General features: G+C 44.5%; 21 protein-coding genes. 10 read left to right on the top strand and 11 right to left on the bottom strand.

Translation table 11 applies throughout. The annotated features are described in order from the left end of the window. The first annotated feature begins 265 nt into the window (after positions 1 to 265). The gene (locus QH73_RS13510; RefSeq protein ID WP_039713369.1) at positions 266 to 2,017 is read left to right on the top strand and encodes a mechanosensitive ion channel; all 1,752 of its coding nucleotides are present in this window, start codon (positions 266 to 268) and stop codon (positions 2,015 to 2,017) included. A gap of 140 nt (positions 2,018 to 2,157) precedes the next feature. Here the strand turns inward: QH73_RS13510 and QH73_RS13505 are convergent, their stop codons facing one another. Beyond that, positions 2,158 to 3,600, bottom strand: coding sequence for a GTP-binding protein (locus QH73_RS13505; protein WP_039713370.1), 1,443 nt, complete (start codon positions 3,598 to 3,600; stop codon positions 2,158 to 2,160). A 212-nt stretch (positions 3,601 to 3,812) separates the two neighbouring features. Between QH73_RS13505 and QH73_RS13500 the strand changes: the two genes are divergently transcribed. After that, positions 3,813 to 4,076: a DUF3146 family protein gene (locus tag QH73_RS13500; protein ID WP_039713371.1), complete on the top strand. Its 264-nt coding sequence runs from the start codon at positions 3,813 to 3,815 to the stop codon at positions 4,074 to 4,076. 67 nt (positions 4,077 to 4,143) lie between these two features. Here QH73_RS13500 and QH73_RS13495 read toward each other — a convergent pair whose 3' ends face one another. The 4 genes from QH73_RS13495 to ntcA all read right to left on the bottom strand — a co-directional run bounded on the left by QH73_RS13495 (position 4,144) and on the right by ntcA (position 7,031). Then, positions 4,144 to 4,557 carry a pre-16S rRNA-processing nuclease YqgF gene (locus QH73_RS13495; protein WP_236147004.1) on the bottom strand — a complete coding sequence of 138 codons (414 nt, stop codon included), beginning with the start codon at positions 4,555 to 4,557 and terminating at the stop codon, positions 4,144 to 4,146. 8 nt (positions 4,558 to 4,565) lie between these two features. Next, positions 4,566 to 6,095, bottom strand: coding sequence for a DUF3084 family protein (locus QH73_RS13490; protein ID WP_039713373.1), 1,530 nt, complete (start codon positions 6,093 to 6,095; stop codon positions 4,566 to 4,568). A gap of 88 nt (positions 6,096 to 6,183) precedes the next feature. Further along, positions 6,184 to 6,336 (bottom strand): hypothetical protein, encoded by a 153-nt coding sequence (locus tag QH73_RS13485; RefSeq protein WP_165587692.1) that lies wholly within the window; start codon positions 6,334 to 6,336, stop codon positions 6,184 to 6,186. 23 nt (positions 6,337 to 6,359) lie between these two features. Continuing rightward, the gene (gene ntcA, locus QH73_RS13480) at positions 6,360 to 7,031 is read right to left on the bottom strand and encodes a global nitrogen regulator NtcA (RefSeq protein ID WP_015152650.1); all 672 of its coding nucleotides are present in this window, start codon (positions 7,029 to 7,031) and stop codon (positions 6,360 to 6,362) included. A gap of 467 nt (positions 7,032 to 7,498) precedes the next feature. Here ntcA and fabI point away from each other — a divergent pair, with 467 nt between their 5' ends. Beyond that, positions 7,499 to 8,275 carry an enoyl-ACP reductase FabI gene (gene fabI, locus QH73_RS13475; RefSeq protein WP_039714482.1) on the top strand — a complete coding sequence of 259 codons (777 nt, stop codon included), beginning with the start codon at positions 7,499 to 7,501 and terminating at the stop codon, positions 8,273 to 8,275. A 182-nt stretch (positions 8,276 to 8,457) separates the two neighbouring features. Here fabI and QH73_RS13470 read toward each other — a convergent pair whose 3' ends face one another. From QH73_RS13470 to QH73_RS13460, 3 genes are all read right to left on the bottom strand, one after another. Beyond that, positions 8,458 to 8,622 carry a hypothetical protein gene (locus QH73_RS13470; RefSeq protein WP_165587691.1) on the bottom strand — a complete coding sequence of 55 codons (165 nt, stop codon included), beginning with the start codon at positions 8,620 to 8,622 and terminating at the stop codon, positions 8,458 to 8,460. A 168-nt stretch (positions 8,623 to 8,790) separates the two neighbouring features. Continuing rightward, positions 8,791 to 9,661, bottom strand: a protein-coding gene (locus QH73_RS13465) for an IS630 family transposase (RefSeq protein ID WP_132866633.1) whose coding sequence is annotated in 2 segments (ribosomal slippage) — positions 8,791 to 9,354 and positions 9,356 to 9,661 — 870 coding nt in all. Because the reading frame shifts where the segments join, the coding sequence is not laid out codon by codon here. A 192-nt stretch (positions 9,662 to 9,853) separates the two neighbouring features. Continuing rightward, complete coding sequence (locus QH73_RS13460) at positions 9,854 to 11,461, bottom strand: peptide ligase PGM1-related protein (RefSeq protein WP_039713374.1); 1,608 nt, start codon at positions 11,459 to 11,461, stop codon at positions 9,854 to 9,856. A gap of 255 nt (positions 11,462 to 11,716) precedes the next feature. Here QH73_RS13460 and QH73_RS13455 point away from each other — a divergent pair, with 255 nt between their 5' ends. From QH73_RS13455 to QH73_RS13445, 4 genes are all read left to right on the top strand, one after another. Beyond that, entirely contained in the window at positions 11,717 to 12,577 is an 861-nt protein-coding gene (locus QH73_RS13455; protein WP_039713375.1) for an SDR family oxidoreductase, read from the top strand. Between the two features lie 263 nt (positions 12,578 to 12,840). Beyond that, positions 12,841 to 14,136, top strand: coding sequence for an adenylosuccinate lyase (purB, locus tag QH73_RS13450; RefSeq protein WP_039714483.1), 1,296 nt, complete (start codon positions 12,841 to 12,843; stop codon positions 14,134 to 14,136). Between the two features lie 6 nt (positions 14,137 to 14,142). After that, positions 14,143 to 14,268 carry a hypothetical protein gene (locus QH73_RS28800; protein WP_286194105.1) on the top strand — a complete coding sequence of 42 codons (126 nt, stop codon included), beginning with the start codon at positions 14,143 to 14,145 and terminating at the stop codon, positions 14,266 to 14,268. 7 nt (positions 14,269 to 14,275) lie between these two features. Next, positions 14,276 to 14,845 carry a DUF4126 domain-containing protein gene (locus QH73_RS13445; protein WP_201278135.1) on the top strand — a complete coding sequence of 190 codons (570 nt, stop codon included), beginning with the start codon at positions 14,276 to 14,278 and terminating at the stop codon, positions 14,843 to 14,845. Between the two features lie 85 nt (positions 14,846 to 14,930). On the opposite strand, the gene QH73_RS13440 is transcribed toward QH73_RS13445, so the two are convergent. Next, positions 14,931 to 15,299 (bottom strand): DUF1823 family protein, encoded by a 369-nt coding sequence (locus QH73_RS13440; RefSeq protein ID WP_039713376.1) that lies wholly within the window; start codon positions 15,297 to 15,299, stop codon positions 14,931 to 14,933. A 192-nt stretch (positions 15,300 to 15,491) separates the two neighbouring features. Between QH73_RS13440 and QH73_RS13435 the strand changes: the two genes are divergently transcribed. After that, positions 15,492 to 16,373, top strand: coding sequence for an NAD(P)-dependent oxidoreductase (locus QH73_RS13435; RefSeq protein WP_039713377.1), 882 nt, complete (start codon positions 15,492 to 15,494; stop codon positions 16,371 to 16,373). 4 nt (positions 16,374 to 16,377) lie between these two features. Here the strand turns inward: QH73_RS13435 and QH73_RS13430 are convergent, their stop codons facing one another. After that, positions 16,378 to 16,872, bottom strand: a complete 495-nt coding sequence (locus tag QH73_RS13430; protein WP_052289907.1) for an ureidoglycolate lyase — start codon at positions 16,870 to 16,872, stop codon at positions 16,378 to 16,380. Between the two features lie 142 nt (positions 16,873 to 17,014). Here QH73_RS13430 and QH73_RS13425 point away from each other — a divergent pair, with 142 nt between their 5' ends. Both QH73_RS13425 and QH73_RS13420 read left to right on the top strand, forming a co-directional pair. After that, positions 17,015 to 18,079, top strand: a complete 1,065-nt coding sequence (locus tag QH73_RS13425; protein WP_039713378.1) for a BMP family protein — start codon at positions 17,015 to 17,017, stop codon at positions 18,077 to 18,079. Positions 18,080 to 18,180: 101 nt separating this feature from the next. Further along, positions 18,181 to 19,692, top strand: coding sequence for an ABC transporter ATP-binding protein (locus QH73_RS13420; protein WP_039713379.1), 1,512 nt, complete (start codon positions 18,181 to 18,183; stop codon positions 19,690 to 19,692). Here QH73_RS13420 and rd read toward each other — a convergent pair. Then, entirely contained in the window at positions 19,689 to 19,850 is a 162-nt protein-coding gene (gene rd / locus QH73_RS13415) for a rubredoxin (protein ID WP_039713380.1), read from the bottom strand. The genes QH73_RS13420 and rd overlap by 4 nt on opposite strands. Positions 19,851 to 19,887 lie beyond the last annotated feature (37 nt).

Below are 19,887 nucleotides of genomic sequence, written 5' to 3'. Positions count from 1 at the left end.
TGATTTCGCACCTATCGCAAGAATGAAAAACCTAAAAACTCACTAATCCGGGGATTCTTCTGGCATAACTACTCACTAAGGTAGATGTGGAATGAGAAACTGAGGAATCACTCTGTATAAGAACTCTATATTTCTCCTCACTAGCTAATTTGCTGACAAAGTACAAAAATACAAGGGAGTTGTAGCAGGATTTTCAATTCTGCTACCAAAAAGAGCGGTGGCTGGTACTTTCTCCTCATGAAATTTACAGTTAACTCGGAAAATTATGAATGCAATTTGGCACGGGATAACCCACTTCACTAACTGGGATAGACCCCTGCAAGCGTCTTGGCAACATTTGGCGCAAGCAGCACCACCAGTACAGCAGGGACAACAGGCTGTTGAGCGAAGTGTAGACTACGTACAAAATATTTGGGGTAGCTTGTTAGCGTTTATTCCTAACTTGCTGGGAGCAGTCTTAATTCTGGCGCTTGGTTTGATCGTGGCTGCGATCGCTAAAGCTATAGTTAAAGGCATCCTCAATCGCACGGATATTGACAACCGCATTGCAGCCAGCATTACTGGTCGTTCGGATAGCCGCGACTTACCCAGAGTCGAAGAACTGATTGCCAATCTAGTCTATTGGATTGTGATTCTCTTCACCGTAGTAGCGGTGCTAAACGCACTTCAACTAGAGGTGGTGTCTCGTCCTTTGGGTGGCTTCCTCAATACTGTACTGAGCTTCATTCCTCGGATACTAGGAGCGCTGATCTTCCTGGGTGTAGCTTGGGCAATTGCCACAATCGTGAAGTTGATTACAGTCCGAGGACTGCGCGCTGCTAGGCTAGACGAGCGTTTAGACCAGCGACCCCAAGGGGTAACTCGACCACCAAACCAGCTATCGCTCAGCGATACGATTGGCAATGCCTTGTACTGGTTTATATTTTTGCTGTTTTTAATTCCTATCCTCGATACTCTTGGTTTGCAGCAAGCATTACAACCAATAGAGGGTTTGGTGAGCGAGATCCTCTCAGCTTTACCAAATATTTTGGTAGCAGTCATTATTGCTGCTGCTGGTTGGTTGTTGGCGACTGTAGTGCGTCGGATCGTCACTAATTTGCTGATCTCAACTGGAATTGACCAAGCAGGATCGCGCTTTGGACTGCGAACCACGGCGGGAGGGCAATCTTTATCGGGAATTATTGGCACCATCGTCTACGTCCTGATTTTGATTCCAGTAGCGATCGCGGCACTACAACAACTGCGCATTGATGCGATCTCGACTCCGGCGATCGCCATGTTGCAACAGATCCTTAATGCTTTACCACTAATCTTTACAGCAGCATTAATTCTCATCCTGGCTTACTTCCTGGGGCGATTCGTTGGCGATTTGGTGACGAATATTCTCACAAGTATTGGTTTTAACAACATCTTCTCTGTGTTGGGACTGCCCACTCTCAGACGCAGAAGCGCCGCGCCAAGTCCCACCTATGAGGAACCAGGAGCAATTCCACCCCCACCAACGACGGGACAGCCAACAGTCATTCAAAGGGAACCAGCGCCTACAATCTCCGCTCGTACGCCAGCCGAAATTGTGGGCATTATTGTATTTGTAGGAATTATGCTGTTTGCCACGGTGACAGCAGTTAATATTTTGGGTATTCCTGCATTAACTACCCTAGTTAGCGGCATCATCGTAATTTTTGGGCGAATTTTAGCAGGATTGGTAGTATTCGCCATCGGTTTATTTTTGGCAAACCTGGCTTACAACATCATCACCAGTTCGGGCGATCGCCAAGCCCAGATTTTAGGACAGATAGCCCGTATAGCAATTATTGCCCTTGTCTCAGCGATGGCACTGCAACAGATCGGTATTGCCCAAGATATCGTGAATTTAGCATTTGGATTGCTATTTGGCGCGATCGCCGTTGCTTCTGCGATCGCCTTCGGTTTGGGTGGTCGGGAAATCGCCGGACAACAAGTACGGGAAATTCTCGAATCCTTCAAGCAGCAGCGTAATCTGCCTCCGCGTGTATAAGATAGTGGCTGGTGACTGGTGACTGGTGGCTAGTGAAGAAAGGGTGTAGGGTGTGGGGTGTGGGGTGTAGGGTGTGGGGTGTAGGGTATGGAGATTGTAAATTTCTTTCTCCCTTGTCTCCCTCAGCATCCTCAGCTCCCTCAGCTCTCTTTTCTAGCCCCTAATTTCGCGACCAACTCATCTTTAATCCGATTCAGAATAGAAGTTTGGTCGAGGGAGGACAAAATGCGCGTAATGACGGCTTTCGGTCCTTCTGGTCCCCAAGTTGCGCCGTTGGCGAGGTATGCTTTTGTCACTTGTCCGATGCTGTAAGCAGAAACACCCGCCACGCCTGCTTGGGTAATAGCAACAGAAAGGTAGGGAGCCAGGGTAATGCCCCCGGTAGCGGGGGTAGCTATACCCAATAAGCTTTTCAGGGAACTTAAGCCCAAATTTGCTAGCAATTGGCTGGCACTAATTCCGCCCAAACTCAGGGCGATTTTTTGTAGCAATTGCAAGGCTCCTGTCTGTGTCATCGGTATGTCATATAACTTAGCTAGAGACAGGATGAGGATTAAATCGATCGCAGCTCCACTGAGCAGATCGACCATCATTATTGGGTTCAGGGCGATCGCTACGGCTTTGGTCATGGTTGCCCGCCAAATCAAGCGCTCGGCACTGCTGGCACGAATTTCGAGTTTACGCTTGACAATTTGCTCGTTCACGTTGTCGGCATAAAGCATTGTATTGAGAGCAACTAAAGCTTTGCCTTCCCGATGTAAAATTTCGAGAATTTTTAATTTCAATTCCTCAATTTGCGGCTGTCCCTGGCTGAGTTGCACGCTTCTGGTTCCATCAGGACGCACGATCGCTTTTTTGGTCAAAGGAGAAGCCGCCGCCATGACAATTTCATCGGGAGAGAGTAATTCTTTGACTCGTTCGTCGCGAATTTTGTGATAGATCGCTATCCGGTCGGCTTGGGGATATTGGTCGATTTTATTAAATACCAACAGGATCGGCTTGCCAACGTCTCGCAGTTGGGAAAGAGCCTTGTGTTCTACTTGCGTCATATCTCCGGCGATCGCAAATAAAATCAGATCGGCACGATTGGCAATTTGCGCGGCGAGGGCAGCGCGAGTTTCCCCATCAACCTCATCTAAGCCGGGGGTGTCAATCAATTCTACTTGAGAATCACCGCTACTAGGCAAGGTAAATTTAACGTAGCGATCGCCCGTACCAATCGTTTCTTCTGTAACTTCCCACTGTGCTTTTTGAGTGCTGCGAGTTACGCCATGCAATGGACCCGTTTCAAAGACTTGCTGCCCTAACAAAGCATTAAGTAGAGATGATTTTCCCCTACCTACCATACCGAAGACAGCAATTTGCACCACCCTCTGCTCCAGATTTTCCAGCATCGTCTCTAACTGGGCGATTTCTGATTCTAATCCCTCTCGTTCTTGTGGTTTGAGGTCGAGACGAGTGACTAAGTTATGAAGAGTATCTTTTGCCTGTTTGTAGTTAATTTCTGCCTGAATATCATCAAAGCCCCAAATTGCCTTATCTAATTCATCGGCTAATTCCGTCTCTTCTAAAGGCTCATGCATAGATGGAAATAATCTCAGTTTTCAGTGACTAGTGACTAGTGACTAGTGAAGACGAAAACTAGGAATCTAGCCACCAGCCACTAGCCACTAACCACTCAAGACTCACTTTCTTTCGTTAGAAAGATCGCTTTCGCCTCTTCGATCCTATAAGTTGGTTTTGGTATTGTGGGAAGTAAGTCATTCGGAAAGCATTTCATAACGGTAGTATCATTGTGAGTCGTAAACGATTACCAGAAACTGTTGCCCACGTTCGGATTACACGACAATCTTGGCAGCATGGTTTGCTAGAAGGAGAAGTGTGCGCTGGTAATTTTGAGTGGCAATTCCAGTGGCAATTTCACCGAGGCGAGTTATCTGTTAAACCTTCGCAAGGACGGGCATTGATCCAAGAACCTCTTGGTCGCTTTCTAGAGCAACGCGACTATCAGCTAGAACCAGGCGGAGATTATGCATTTAAAATTCGGGCAGAAATTTAATGGTCATTTGTCATTTGTCATTCGTGAGGAGTTGGTAGTAAGTGACTGTTGACTTACGACTTACGACTTACGACTTACGACTTAACAAGTATCTTTCAATCAGCAATATTGCTACAATATCGTCGATCGCCCGTGGGGGTTGACGCATTCCCTGCGGGATGAGGCGAGAAAGACCAGTTGGAGGATACATCTGCCAGTAGCGATCGCGTGCTTCTAAAGTCGTGTTGCGTTCGTCTACCATGACTATGGTTAGCGGTTCTAGTTGTGCTTGACTAATTTTTTGCTGCCACTGTTTGGATGTGGTTCGATCGCCCATAACTAACAGGGAGATGCGGTATTTTTGGCGCAAGGCTTGAATAGTAGCGATCGCTTCTGCTGCTGATACAACTTGATGGTAGGACAAATTACCATCCAGTCCCATCACTGCTACACCACATTTATCTCGACCAGGATCGAAGCCTAATATCACAGTTGAGTGCATCTCCATACCTACTCCCCACTCCCCACTCCCTGCTCCTCTGCTCCCTGCTCCTCTGCTCCCTGCTCCCTGCTCCCTGCTCCCTGCTCCCTGCTCCCTGCTCCCTGCTCCGTTGGCTGCGGTAAACTCTGTTGAGTACTAAATATCACCTGTCCGTTTTGAGTTGCCAGTAGCTCGACAGCTATAGGTCCAGCAGTGTAAATATTCTGAGCGGCGATCGCTTTTAATTCTAATGGGCGATCGTAGCTCTGGAGTTGCTCGAAAAAGCGAATTAGGGTTTGGATACGATTGTCGGCAATTAGGAGATTCTCATCCAACACTCCAGCACGTTGAGCGCTAAATTTAGCAGCTTCTAACAACAAATCTATGCGTTGTCTCACTTCTCTGGTTGTCATTACTGCTGGGTTCGCTTCGATTCTAGATAATACTTCTCCAGGTTTAAAGACTTGTTGATTCAGCGCCACATCAGCAAAAACTTGCACCGAACTTTCCCCGACCACATAATTGTTTGCAGCGAGAATGCGGACGAAATAATCTCGCCCATCGTCAATTTGCTTGATGAGCTGTTCGACTTGTTTTTCCGAAATTTTGACAACCCTTTGGGAAATTTTTTCTACTCCAGGTTGAGTTTGATTCATAGCATTACGGTTAGCTTCGCGCAAAATTTCTTCGACAGCTTGACGAGCGGCTGAAGGGCGAACGATGCGCACTACCCGCGCCGCTAGGACTTGACCCCTGACTAATGCAAGATTCCCCTGGCGCAGCAGTTGTAAGTTCCTTGCTAAAGCAATTGCTTCTTTTTCCAAATCTTTCAGTAAAGCTTCTCTTTGGGCAATACTCAGGTCTCGCCGCTGAATTTCTGCGTCTAATTTGGCAATTTCTCGGTCTTGCTGGCTAATTCTTGTTTTAAGTTGATTTCGTTGGGCAACTAATGCTTGCAGTTCTTTCTGATTCTGTTGAATTTCTTGTCGTAGCCTGCGTGCTTGTCCAGTCACCGTGTTCAGCTGCGCTTGCGCTTGCTGATATTGGGCAGAAATTCGTTCGAGCTGACCGCGAGTGCGGTTGAGTTGAGCTTGGGTTTGTATTTGTTTAGTTAAGGCTGCCCGTAAAGATTGATTAATTTCTTTCAACCGCTTTTGGGCTGCTGCTTGCTGTCTTTGAGCTTCTATCTGCTGAGCTTTCTGTTCTTCCCTGGCTTGAGTCAGTTCTTGCTCGACTTGAGTTTTGGCTTTGGTAGTTGTTTCTAACTGCTGTCGAGTTTCGGTTAAATCTTGTCGCCTTAATTCCAGCAATCGTTGTACCCTACCAATCTCAAAGACCCCATCTCGCAACCGCTTGTCAAAAGCTAGCAAAACCCCCAAAGTGGAAAAAGAAATTACCATTCCAGTCAAGATGGTAATCAAAGTAGCCGTATTACGGGGACGCAGTTTAAACAAACTCAGCCGCGCTTTGCCTACTTTCGTGCCGATGCGATCGCCCACCGTCGCGATTACACCCCCCAAAATAATAATTGCTGCAATCCAGATGAATCCGGTGGACATTTCTTGCTGCGATTTACATCATCCAGATACAGCCTACCCTAATAATGAGGGAGTAGGGAGTCAGTTGTCAGTTAACAGTTATCAGTTATCAGTGACCAGTGAAGAAAGGGTGTGGGGTGTGGGGTTTAGGGTGTAAGGAATTGGTAGTTGGTAGTTGGTAGTTGCTTCTCTGCTCCTCTGCTCCCCTGCTTCCTTGTCCTCCTTGTCCCCCTTGTCCCCCATATCTTCCTCGTCCTCTCACTCCTCACTCCTCGCTCCTCGCCCCTAAGTAAACTGCTGACTCAATATGACAGGGTTGTGAACGGTGATTTTCTTTTTGTGGATGGAGATCATATTTTTATCGCGCAAGTCTCCTAGCAAGCGGGTGACTGTAACGCGGGTAGAACCAATCGCTTCTGCGATCGCCTGATGGGAAAGCTTGAGATCGACCGTGATCCCATCTGGACTGGGAAGACCAAAATCGCGGCAGAGAATTAACAAAAAACTGACTAAGCGCGAACCCATATCGCGGTGAGCCAGGGTTTCAATCATCATTTCCGTCTGCAAGATCCGCGAAGATAAGCCCCGCAGCATTAACATTGACAGATCGGGATTTTCTTTCAGCGCTTGCTCGACTTGCTCGATTGGTGCTGAGAGTAACTCCACTGGCGTAAAAGCCACTGCATGATAAAAGCGATCGCTACGATTGCCTGTCAGCAGCGACAGCACGCCAAATACGCTATTTTCTCGCAATAGTGCAACGGTGATCTCTTCTCCGGCTTCATATACTCTCGACAACTTCACCGCGCCTTTGAGTAAGAAATAGACCCGTTCTGCCGGATCGCCAGGAAAAAATATTGTTTTGCCCCGTTCAAATACTTCTACGACTGGTGGAAACGAACCAGCTCCTACCTGCCGAAATACCTGTGCTAGCGGTCTATCTTGCGTCACGACCATATTCCTTGCCCAACCAGATGTCCGTAAAGACTACACCAAAGAGTACATCAGATAACATCATCAACAAACCGATCGAGTCAAAATCCAGAAGATCTGCTCTTTATGCATCTAAATCAGAATCTTCCAGTTTTTTTGTATTCAAAGCTACAAAAACTTGAATAGACCGCAAAGAAATCGATTCTAAAGCAAAAATGGCAGAGTATTTTGTCCTCAAATCTCAATTACTTAGCATGAAAACTACTTGCCAATATATCTTAAGCGAGAATAAGGAATTTTACTTAAATTCTAGCTAATTGATTTGAAAAAGTTGCGATCGGGGAGTGACTAAATGACTAGTGGCAAGAGAGAGACAAGGGAGACAAGGGACAGAGGAAAAACTACTGACAACTGACAACTGATAACTGACAACTGATAATTGGTCACTGATATAGGTGTATGCTGCTAATGAGTTTCCTGACACAGTTCGTATGCTAGATTTAACTGGAAAAAACGCCCTTGTCACTGGCATAGCCAATAACCGCTCCATTGCTTGGGGGATCGCCCAACAGTTACACAAAGCTGGTGCAAACCTGGGGATCACCTATTTACCAGACGAACGGGGCAGGATGGAAACAAAAGTTGCCGATCTAGTAGCTCCCCTGAACCCTAGCCTGTTTTTGCCCTGTGACGTGCAGAATGAAGCGCAGATTCAATCTACCTTTGAGGCGATCGCAGAAAAATGGGAGAGACTAGATATTCTAATCCATTGCCTTGCCTTTGCTAACAAGGATGACTTGAGCGGAGATATCAGCAGTACTTCGCGATCGGGTTACGGTAAAGCTCTAGATATTAGTGCTTACTCTTTACTGCAATTGAGCGGAGCTGCTAAACCCCTAATGACAGCAGGGGGTAGTATTGTCACTCTCACATATTTAGGCGGCGTGCGAGTAATTCCTAACTACAACGTGATGGGAATTGCTAAAGCAGCTTTAGAAATGAGCGTGCGGTATCTTGCCTCTGAAATGGGATCGCAAAACATCCGGGTGAATGCTATTTCCGCCGGTCCAATTCGTACCCTCGCTTCTTCAGCAGTAGGTGGAATCTTAGATATGATTCATCATGTCGAGCAAGTTGCTCCTTTACGTCGCACGGTGACGCAGACAGAAGTGGGTAACACCGCAGCTTTCCTCTGCAGCGACTTAGCTAGCGGTATCACGGGTCAAGTGATATATGTCGATGCTGGTTACGAAATTATGGGTATGTAAAAAAGAAACCTACCCAATACCTGGGTAGGCGAAACTGCTCAAAACTATTTTTGTATTAAGTTGTCTTGTATAGGGAGCAGAGAGCAGAGAGTAGGGAGCAGATGAAATTGATATATTTGCTTCAAATTAGAGATATAAAATCTGTTTCTAAAACCAAATTAACTGTAACCGATCGCCAATAACTATTCTGAAATTAGCATCGCCAACCAGTTACAAAAATCATCTAGACAAGCAACCAAAAATCCAGCCATATAACCGATCTCGTAAGCTTGCTTGGTGAAGTAATCGACAACGCGATCGCTTGATTTAGTAGGGGAAAGAGATTGAACTGGCTGAATGTTTGTCATAAATTTGAAGTGGAAGATTTAAGCTTTTTCCAGCTTAGTCAGTCTTGGCTATTTTAGCCCACTTGACTGGGTAGATATTATCAAAGCTTTAGAAACTAGCCAGGGTTTGTAAAGTCTTAAAGATGTGAAGCTTTGAGGGAGAACTTAATATAGCACTCGAAGTATAGATTAGGACGCAAGACGAACAGAAGCATCTACTCGTTCACGAAAGTTTTCAATGGTTCCTTGAGATTTCCTTACTCGGTTTTTAATCGGAAACCAGTAATGCTCAATCTCATTTAAATCGGGAGAGTAAGGCGGTAAGTATTCAAGTTCACATTTTGCTTGGGCGATTAATTCTCGGATTTTCTCAGATTTATGAAAGGTAGCATTGTCTAGAATTAAAGTCTGTCCTGGTTTTAAATGCGGTAACAACTTTTCAGATAACCATTGCTCAAAAACTAAGCGATTGCAAGCGCCTTCAAATGTGAATGGAGCTATCAATTTACCTTGACATAAACCACTGATAATGCTAACTCTCATACTTCTTTTTCCCGATTTCAAGTCAAAGAATCTTTGTCCTTTTTCATTCCAGCCATAACCATAGTCGTCTCGATTATCTATTCCTGACTCATCTATATATACTCGCTCTTCTATGCCTTTTTGACCAATCTTTTCGAGAAACTCTTGCCTTTTGGCTTCATCTCTTTCTTGATACCCGTAAGTTTTTTTTTCGAGTAAATCTAATTTTCTTCAAAGCTTTGCCAATAGTTCTGTCACTAATTTCTTCTTGCCAAGAAGAAGCCATTTCTTTTTGAGTTCGACTGCCATGTTTTCGGACAAATTCCTTAAACTCTTCTAAATCGGTAATTTTTGCGCCATAGCCTCGCTGATATCCATCTTCTGCTCGATAATCTCCTGTTTCTTCCCTTTTCTGAAGCCAGAGATTGATGGTGTTCCGGCTAATTTTAAAGATTTTACTGGCTTGGGTTTTTCCCATTCCACCATCTATTGCCTGTATGACTTTTGTTCTCAAATCATAACTATAGGGAGCTGGCATTTTTTCTCTCGTTGATTTCTCCTCTATTATGTCCTAATCTTTGTTTCGAGTGCTATATCTTGTATGGGAGCGACTATAAGTCGCGACTACACAAACAAAACCCGCCTGCGCGGGTTAAAAACCTCGCTTACGAGTCCGCGCAGGCGGACTTCGCTTATGTAGCTGCGAATTCTATTCGCTGAGGCTTCCTCATCAGCCTCCTTCCAATCGCCAACCGAAGGGAACAAACTGCTGGGCATTAGTAGCAGCAGGGTTATGATGAGATTTTGTCTCTCCGTCTAAGACCTTGATTACCTTTTGATAGATATCTTCTGCTTGTTGTGGGGAGTCACCGATACTTGTCAAGCCTAGTTTGCCAAATTCTGACAGACAACCCATCAAATGAAAAACAGTCCCCGTTTCTGTTCCCGTGTCGAAGTGCAAGCGGTGGGAAGCGATAATATCCATTAGATCGTTTGGTAACAGACCTCGATAGCGTTTCTTATGTAAATTGTCGGTAGCAACATAATATTTTGCTCGCCCTTGTTGGCTGTAAAATAGTCCGGTTGAAAGGTCATAACGTCCGTTCGTTAATAACTTTAATGTCATGAAAGGATGGGTCGTTCCACCTTTACGAAGGTTGATTTCTATTGCTTGCAAGTCCCACTTACCATCAGCTTGCTGTACAGCCATGAAATCAATGCCAAACCTTTCTAAAGCGCCTTTTTTCGCTAAAGTCCAGCCAATTTTCAAGCCCAAATCTTGTAACTGGACTCGATAAGCTTCGTCAGCGGGAAACCGACAGCCGAGATAAATTTGTCCGTCTGGACCACCTAAAATTTGGTCGTGAGTAGAGAGAATTTCAACCGTACCATCAGGTAAAATTCGACCTTGAACGCTGGGCGATCGCTTCACTTCTCCTTCAACAAATGCCTCGACAATTGCCCCTAATTCGGGAACGCGGCTGGCATAATTTGTCCAATTTTCTGAGGCAGCTTGAAATCGCAAAGAAGGTAAACTATCTTTGATAGCAGCAACGCGATCGCCATGAGAAATTTTTCCTGGGGCAAATTCCTGTAAAGGTTGCAGGTCAAAAAGAGCATTTGCCTCGCCAGAAATTCCTTCATTTAATTTGACAACCATTCGTTTGAGATGCGGTTGGCGTTCCCATAATTCAGCGGTAGCTGTGGCTAAATCGTCTACACTATCGAGGCGATCGTGGCACCCATCGGGATGAGGTACGCCACTCTCAGCAAAAATTTGCCGACTGCCGCTTTTTGTCCCCCAAATTGTGAGGTCGGGATCGGCAGCATAAAGAGGAATTTCTAACTTGAGAGATAATTCTCGTTCCCAAGGGGAAGTGTTGTAACAAATCATAAACGATTGATCCCGCCGCAATGCTTGCTTGATTCGTTCGATCAGGCGGGGTCGTTCTAAAATTTTTTGAGTCAGCGGTTTGAAGGAAGAATCGTAGGTAGATAAGAGTAATAAGCGATCGCGGGCATGAGAAAAGGGAATGCCTGGTAGCAGTTGTAAGTAATAATCGATGACACTGGGATGTAGGGGTTGAGATGTAATATAAATCAGTCGCGTGCGGGGATTTTGCAAGCGAATCAGTGAAAATAACAGGCGTTCTTCGTAATGCAACACGCCTTCAATTTTTTGAATCTCTCGCTGATCGACACTCAGAGAGGGAATGACTAAAATATCTCCGTCACTTCGATCGAAGCTTTCTACATTTTTCCACCGATCGCGCAACTGCATTTGTAACTGACGAAATGTTTCTACCTGTGTCGATAGATGACGGTCTAATATTTGCATTGCCCTTTGCCCTTCAATCCTTGGCGATCCCGCTAATTGCGATCGTACTACAACCACATTTTTTGCAATATATGTCCTAAGGAGCAATCAATAATTCTCAACAATTGAGTATTGCAGACACAAATATTCATACACCAAAAGAGCGATCGCGTTCTGTATCTGTTTCCACCTTCAGACTGAATAACCGCACTCGAACAATTAGCTAAATTTAAGCGGAGTGAAAACATTACAAATGACAAAATTAAGGGAAAGTTTATGCCAGAAGAACAACCGTTACAACCTCCTCAACAGCAAGAACAAAGACCAGGAAAAGAGTCTGAAATGACTCCTCAACCCAAAGCCGATGACTCTAAATATCGTGGCAGCGGGAAGTTGCAGGGTAAAGTAGCGCTAATTACTGGCGGTGATAGCGGCATCGGACGAGCAGTAGCCATTGCTTATGCTAAAGAAGGCGCAGATGTGGCAATCCTTTACTTAAACGAACACGACGATGCGAAAGAAACAAAGCGTCTCGTAGAAGAACAAGGTAAAAAGGCGGTGGCGATCGCTGGCGATATTGGCGATGAAAACTTCTGTAAGCAAGCCGTACAACAAACAGTTGATGAATTTGGCAAGCTAGATATCTTAGTAAACAACGCCGCCGAACAACATCCTCAAGAAAGTATCGAGCAGATTAGCGCCGAACAATTGGAACGTACCTTCCGCACCAATATTTTTGGCATGTTTTTCTTGACAAAAGCAGCAATGCCCCACCTAAAAGAAGGTAGCGCGATCGTCAATACAACTTCTGTCACTGCATATCAAGGCAATCCAACACTGTTAGATTACTCTTCCACCAAAGGCGCGATCGTTGCCTTCACGCGATCGCTATCCAAGAGCTTGATTGAAAAAGGCATTCGCGTCAATGCTGTTGCCCCTGGTCCCGTTTGGACTCCTCTCATTCCTTCAACTTTCCCAGAGGATAAAGTTGCCAATTTCGGTAAGCAAGTCCCGATGAAAAGACCCGGACAGCCAGAGGAAATTGCCCCCAGCTACGTATTTCTTGCCTCAGATGATTCTTCCTATATTGCAGGTCAAGTCATTCATCCCAACGGCGGTACGGTTGTGAACGGGTAAAACATGCGATCCTTCGGGGAGTCGGGAGTCGGGAGTCGGGAGTCGGGAGTGGCTAGTAGTAAATAGGGTGTGGGGTGTGGGGTGTGGGGTGTGGGGTGTGGGGTGTGGGGTGTGGAGTGTAGTGGCTTGTTAACTGGTCAGGATTTACTGGTCAGGATTCACTGCTCTCTTTTCACTGCTTCCTGCTCCCTGCTCCCTGCTCCCTGATAACTGCTCCCTGCTCCCTTCCTGGTAAAATATGACAGTTGGATTCTGTGGCGGTCGTGATCGAGCGTTATACTCTGCCCGAAATGGGCGAAATCTGGACGGAGACATATAAATTTAAAACGTGGCTGCAAGTAGAAATTGCAGTGTGCGAGGCACAGGCAGAACTGGGATATACCCCAGCAGCAGCAGTAGCAGAAATCAAAGCCAAGGCAAATTTTGACCCCCAGCGAATCTTAGAAATTGAAGCAGAAGTTCGCCACGATGTCATCGCATTCTTGACAAACGTAAATGAATATGTAGGCGATGCAGGGCGCTACATCCACTTAGGCATGACAAGTTCGGATGTCCTCGATACAGCATTGGCGCTACAACTCGTCGCTAGTCTAGATTTGATTTTGGTACGGTTAGCAGATGTCATCGCTGCCATCCGCAAACAAGCACAGCAGCATCGTCACACGGTAGCAATTGGGCGATCGCACGGAATTCACGCCGAACCAATTACATTTGGTTTTAAGCTAGCTGGTTGGTTAGCCGAAGTCTTGCGCCACCAAGAACGCCTCACCAAGATGCGAGAAGAAATCGCTGTGGGTAAGATTTCCGGTGCGGTCGGAACTTATGCCAACATCGAACCGCGCGTAGAAGCGATCGCCTGTGCCAAACTCGGACTCAAGCCAGATACAGCCTCAACTCAAGTCATTTCTCGCGATCGCCACGCCAACTTTGTCAATCATCTAGCCCTTTTAACTGCCTCCATCGAACGCTTTGCCGTTGAAATTCGCAACCTCCAACGTACGGATGTACTTGAGGTAGAAGAATATTTCTCCAAGGGGCAAAAAGGTTCCTCCGCCATGCCTCACAAGCGCAACCCGATCCGTTCCGAACGCCTCACGGGAATGGCACGGATGGTACGCGCTGCGGCTGTAGCAGCTTTAGAAAACGTCGCTTTATGGCACGAACGCGATATTTCCCATAGTTCCGTCGAACGAGTCATGCTACCAGACGCTTGCATTTTGACGCATTTTATGTTGAAGGAGACAACCGATTTGGTGCAAAATCTGTTGGTATATCCCGAAAACATGGCGCGAAACATGAATGTTTACGGGGGTGTTGTCTTCAGTCAGCGAGTGCTATTAACTTTAATTGAAAAAGGCATGAGCCGAGAAGAAGCTTATGCGATCGTTCAATCTTGCGCCCATCAAGCTTGGAACACACCAGGAGGGAATTTTCACGATTTGGTGACAAAAGAGCCTCGGATCGCCCAAACACTTTCACCTGAAGAAATTGAAGCTTGTTTCGATCCCCAACACCATTTGCAACATTTAGAAGAGGTATATCAAAGATTAGGGATTTAATGGTAAATGGTAGTTGGTAATTGGTTAGTGGCTGGTGGCTGGTGGCTAGTGATGAGTTCTGTTTTCTCCCTCAGCTCCCCCAGCAACGCCTGCTCTCTTCTCCCCGACTCCCGACTCCCGACTCCCCACTAAAAACTAATTGAGTTTAGACACTGCGATAGTAGAAATTTTAGCGGCGCTTTCGATTTCGGCGGCGGCGGGAATTAGAATTACTTTGCCTTTGCTGGTTCTAGGATTGTTGCAGGGAGAAAATTTTTGGTACAACGTTCCCATTCTATCTAACATTTATCCGCCAGTCGTGTTAGGTATTCTAATAAGTTGTTGTTTAATTGAGTTAATCGCCTCAAAAAATTTGCTCGGTCAGCGTTTGCTGCAAATCGCATATTTACCACTTTGCCCAATTATCGGAGCAATATTAGCGATCGCACCAACTCAAGATCTATCAAAAATTTTGATTGGTTTAGTTGGTGGTTTTGTTGCTTTACTCTTACAGCTGATCCAAGCTGGTTGGTTTTATCGTTGGAATCGTTTTCCTCTTTGGGTATCTTTTCTGCAAGATAGCTTATGTATTTTCCTCGTTTATTTAGCTTTGACAGCACCACAATTAGGAGGTATCGTAGCGCTGATTCTTTTGGGGTTAGCTGTCAACAGTTACAAAGAATTAAGGCAATGGTATCTTAGGCAATATCAATCGCGTCGCGATCGCTAGAGAATTAATTAACATGCATAATCAGTAGGGGCGCACAGCTGTGCGCCCCTACCAGCATCGTACACGCAATTTTTTAAATTGTAATTCAAGATTTCTGCAATTGCATATAACTCAACAACCAGTTAGCCGCCGTAGCACGGCGAGTTTGGCGCGGTCCAAATTCCCCGATTTTGTAACCTTTAAAACCCAATTGTTCTTTTAATAATTGCTTGTTTTCTGACGGAATCGAACGAGTCAGCTTAACGCTAGCCGGACGACTATCAATAAAATCTGGGGGCGTATTCGGATACTCGTCACGCCATTCTGGAGCTACATTTGTAGTATCCCAAACATTATTTGTCTCATCGTAACGGTAGCCTAGATAGTACCAAACCAGATGGTTCACCGTATTATCGTCAATTTCTTCGTTCAGAATCGCCCAGATTGTCTCTGTATTAAGCGGTGGTATTAACATATCGTCAGTTATCAGTTATCAGTTATCAGTTATCAGTTATTAGTGACTGTCAACTGTCTTCACGGAGTGTAGCGCAGCGTTTACTGTCAACTGTCAACCAATTACTAATAAAATTATCCTCCAATATGTAGACGAGAACTCTCGTGAAAACGAGCTAAGTTTCCCTTAGACGATCGCAAACTAGGTAATTTGATGAAGATTGCATATCTTGGCTTAGGAATTATGGGTAGCGGGATGGTGGGTAATCTCCTTCAAGCCGGACACTCAGTAACAGTCTGGAATCGGACACCAGAACGCTGCACTCCCTTGGTAGAAAAAGGTGCGAGTCAAGCCGACACGCCAGGACAAGCAGTAGCCAACGCCGAGATCGTCATGTATTGTTTGAGCAATGAAGCAGCGATCGCAGATACGGTTTTTGGTGCAGATGGTATTCTTTCTGGGGTGCATCAGGGACAAATTGCGATCGATATGAGTACCGTTCACCCAAATACAAGTCGGCGGGAAGCAACTGCATATGCAGAGAAAGGGGTAGAATTTATCGATGCACCAGTTTTCGGTAGTAAAAATGAATCTGCGGCTGGTGGTTTGTGGATTGTTGTTGGCGGAAAGAAAGAAGTTTTTGAAAAAGTAAAAACCATCCTCGAACCATTAAGTGAAACCATTCATTATATGGGCGAAACGGGCATGGGGGCGACGATGAAATTAGTTGGTAATGCAGTTGTGATTTCCCAAATCGAAGCCCTTGGGGAAGCCATGATCTTAGCCAAAAAAGCGGGTTTAAATCCTCAAGATGTACTCGATGTTTTGCACGTAACTGATTTTAAATCACCCATTTTTGATGGAATGGGAAGTACGTTAATTCAAAGAGATTTTAGTACGAGTTTTGCCTTGAAGTGGTTGTTAAAAGATGCTAATTTAATCGCGCAACTCGCTCAAGATAATAATTCTCCCATTCCCGCGATCGCACTTGCCCGCGAGACAGTTAAAGCTGCGGTAAATCACGGTTGGGGCGAGGAGAATGCGTCAGCAGCAATCAAAGCTTTGGAAGTACAAGCGGGAATAGAGATAAAATAAGCAGCTAAATAATCTCAAACTCCAAGCGATCGCTCTGAATAAAATTATGGGTGAAATGGTCTACTAGATTCGTATCGGCTAATTCTAAATTATAGAAATCTACCACTTCATGCTCGAAATATGGTCCAGCGTGCCAAGTTCCTACTGCTAATTTAATAAAACAATTTCCAGGAATCCGAAAAGCCTTTATCTCTTCTATTACTGGTGTATCGACATCATTATGAGGAGGTACAACAGCAATTAACCAATCTTTTCCTTCTAAAGAACCCAAACACTGAGTGCATTGTACGTGACGAGTTATTGTATGAAATTTTCGCCCTCGTCGCTGTAACCGCATAATATAAAATCTCGGTATACCATTTTGCAAATTTAGCTGAGCATCGTTTGAATCGTAAGCTCTACCATCGTTACTGGGAAGAATTAATTGCCCATAACGCTGAAATTTTTCCTGCGTCACCCACTCAGCCTGTAATTGTTGTACTGTATTTGCTGTAGTCATTTTTTTGTGCTGCTGTGGTTTGTTAATTATGACAGGGAGTAGGGAGTAGAGAAACCATTTTAAAGTATTATAAAATACCATTTTTAATAAAAAAAACGTATAAGTAACTAAATTGGTACTCATAAATTAGAGGGATCGCTGTATGTTAGAACTCAGTCGGCGTAAATTTTTACTCTACGGTTCGGCTGCATTGGGTACAAGTTTGTTACTTAAGGCTTGTGGCAATTCTAATCCTACCCAAACGAGTAATAACCCCACTGCTGCGGGGGGTGGTGAAGGATTTAAGGTGGCGATCGCCCTGCCTGGAGTAAGATCGGATAAAGCTTGGAATCAGGCAGGCTATGAAGGCGTAAACATCGCCAAACAAAAACTAGAGGCGGAAACAGCTTACGTCGAACAAGTCGCGCAACCAGATCAAGCTGAGGCTTTGTCAGACTTTGCCCGTCGCGGTTTTAATGTCGTCTTCGCCCACGGGGGACAATTTGACGCAGCAGTGGAACAAGTTGCGACTCAATTTCCTAAAACGTTTTTTGTCGCCGTGAATGGTTCGGTAAATGCAGAAAATGTAGCTGCATTACGCATCGATCATTTACAAGCTAGCTATTTGTGCGGCATCATTGCGGCATCAATGACAAAATCTAATAGATTAGCTTATTTAGCCGGACAATCTTTTGAGGCGACATTACAAGAATTACGCGGATTTGAGTTAGGGGCAAAATCTGTTAAACCTAACGTACAAATTAGTTCTAGTTTTACAGGCGATTGGAATGATATTGCCAAGGCAAAAGAAGCAACTTTAGCAATTATTTCATCAGGTGCAGATGTGATTTATCAATGGTTGGATAATTCGTCTCCCGCAGTATTACAAGCAGCTAGCGATAAAGGAATTTACGCTTTTGGCAATACAACCGATCAATTAAATATTGCGCCCAAAGCAGTTCTAACGAGTGCTTTAAAGCGGATCGATCTGGCGATCGCCTTTCTTGCCGAACAAGCAAAAAATGGTCAAATTAAAGGTCAAACTTATGCCCTTGGTTTAGCAAGACCAGATATTTTAAATTTAGGTAAGTTCGGTCAAATGGTTCCAGAAGCATTACAAAAACAAGTACTTAGTACTAGACAAGCAATTATTGATAATAAAATTACATTTGAAAGTTGTCAGGAAGGTGGAAAAGAAACGCGATGCGTGAAGACAGCATCAACATAATTCGTCATTTGTCATAGCCTTCGGGAAGGGCTTCGCCCTACGTCATTTGTCATTAGTATTTTGACTTACGACTTACGACTTACGGCTTACGACTTATTCTCATGACTTATTTACGCCTGGAAGGAATTACTAAACGCTTTGGTTCTTTTGTTGCCAATGACAATATTAATTTAAGTGTTGCATCTGGAACGATTCACGCGCTTTTAGGAGAAAATGGCGCGGGTAAGTCTACTTTAATGAATATTCTCAGCGGACTTTATCAACCGGATGTCGGACAAATTTATTTAGAAGATCGACCAGTTCAAATTAATTCATCTAGTGAGGCAATTCAATTTGGTATTGGCATGATTCATCAACATTTTATGCTTGTACCGCAACTCACAGTCACAGAAAACATTATTTTGGGAACAGGCGATCGCTTTAATTTAAATTTGCGACATAAGCAACAAGAAATTACTGAATTATCTCAAGCTTATAATTTAGAAGTCGATCCAAAAGCAAAAGTAGGAGATTTACCAGTAGGAGTACAACAGCGAGTAGAAATTCTTAAAGCTTTGTACCGTAAAGCCCGGTTGTTAATTTTAGATGAACCGACAGCCGTACTCACACCGTCAGAAGTTGAATCTTTAATTGTAATTTTACAGCAACTAGCAGCAGCAGGACAAACAATTATATTTATCAGCCACAAGCTGGAAGAAGTCATAAGTTTATGCGACACTGTAACTATATTACGGCGAGGTCAAGTCGTAGCAAATACCACGACAAAAGATTCTAGTCCGCAACAATTAGCCGAATTAATGGTAGGGCGAGAAGTTGTTTTACAGTTACATAAATCAGTTGCTTCTCTAGGACAAAAAATATTATCCGTACAATCTTTACAAGTGGAAGACGATCGCGGTGTTGCTGCGGTGAGAAATATTTCGTTTCAACTCCATGCAGGTGAAATTTTAGGTGTTGCTGGAGTCGATGGTAACGGACAGCGAGAATTAGCAGATGCGATCGCGGGTTTGCGTTCTGTAAAAGCTGGAAAAATTCTGTTAGACGGACGAGACGTGACGTTATGGAATTCTCAAAAGCGAGTTCGAGAATTAAAAGTAGGATACATCCCTGAAGATCGTCAAACAATGGGTTTAATAATGGGATTTAGTATTGCAAATAATTTGATTTTGAAAGCTTTTACTAATGTACCTTTTGTGAGACGTTTCTTGCTACAAAAACAGGTTATCGCGCAAAATGCCGAGACTAAAATTCAGCAATTTGATATTCGCGCCTCTGATGGTCATGTGAAGATAAGTCAGCTATCAGGTGGAAATCAGCAGAAAGTTGTCTTAGCACGAGAATTAGATCGAGAACCATCATTAATTATCGCCATGCAACCGACGCGGGGGCTAGATGTGGGGGCGACAGCCGCAGTACAACAACAATTATTATCTCAACGCGATCGCGGTGCGGCTATTCTCTATATTTCTACAGAATTAGAGGAAGTTCTGGCAATAAGCGATCGGATTGCAGTTATATATCGGGGCGAATTTAGCGATGTTTTAGAGCGGGAAAACGCGACGATAGAAACAATTGGATTATTAATGGCTGGAGAAAAAGGAAGTCCAGTCTAGTTTTCTGGTTCAAACAACTCTTTTGCAGCCGCACAAACCGGACACACCCAATCATCCGGTATATCCTCAAATTGCGTACCTGGTTCTATTCCCGCTTCTGGATCTCCTGCTTCTGGATCGTAAATGTAACCACAGACACTACATATGTGTTTTTGCATGGTTGTTCTTCCGGCATTTCCAGAATTAAATTATGTA

It is taken from the genome of Scytonema millei VB511283 (assembly GCF_000817735.3).
Lineage (GTDB): Bacteria > Cyanobacteriota > Cyanobacteriia > Cyanobacteriales > Chroococcidiopsidaceae > Chroococcidiopsis > Chroococcidiopsis millei_B.
Note: the sequence above shows the minus strand (reverse complement) of the source record. Positions and strands in the feature narration are given on the sequence as shown.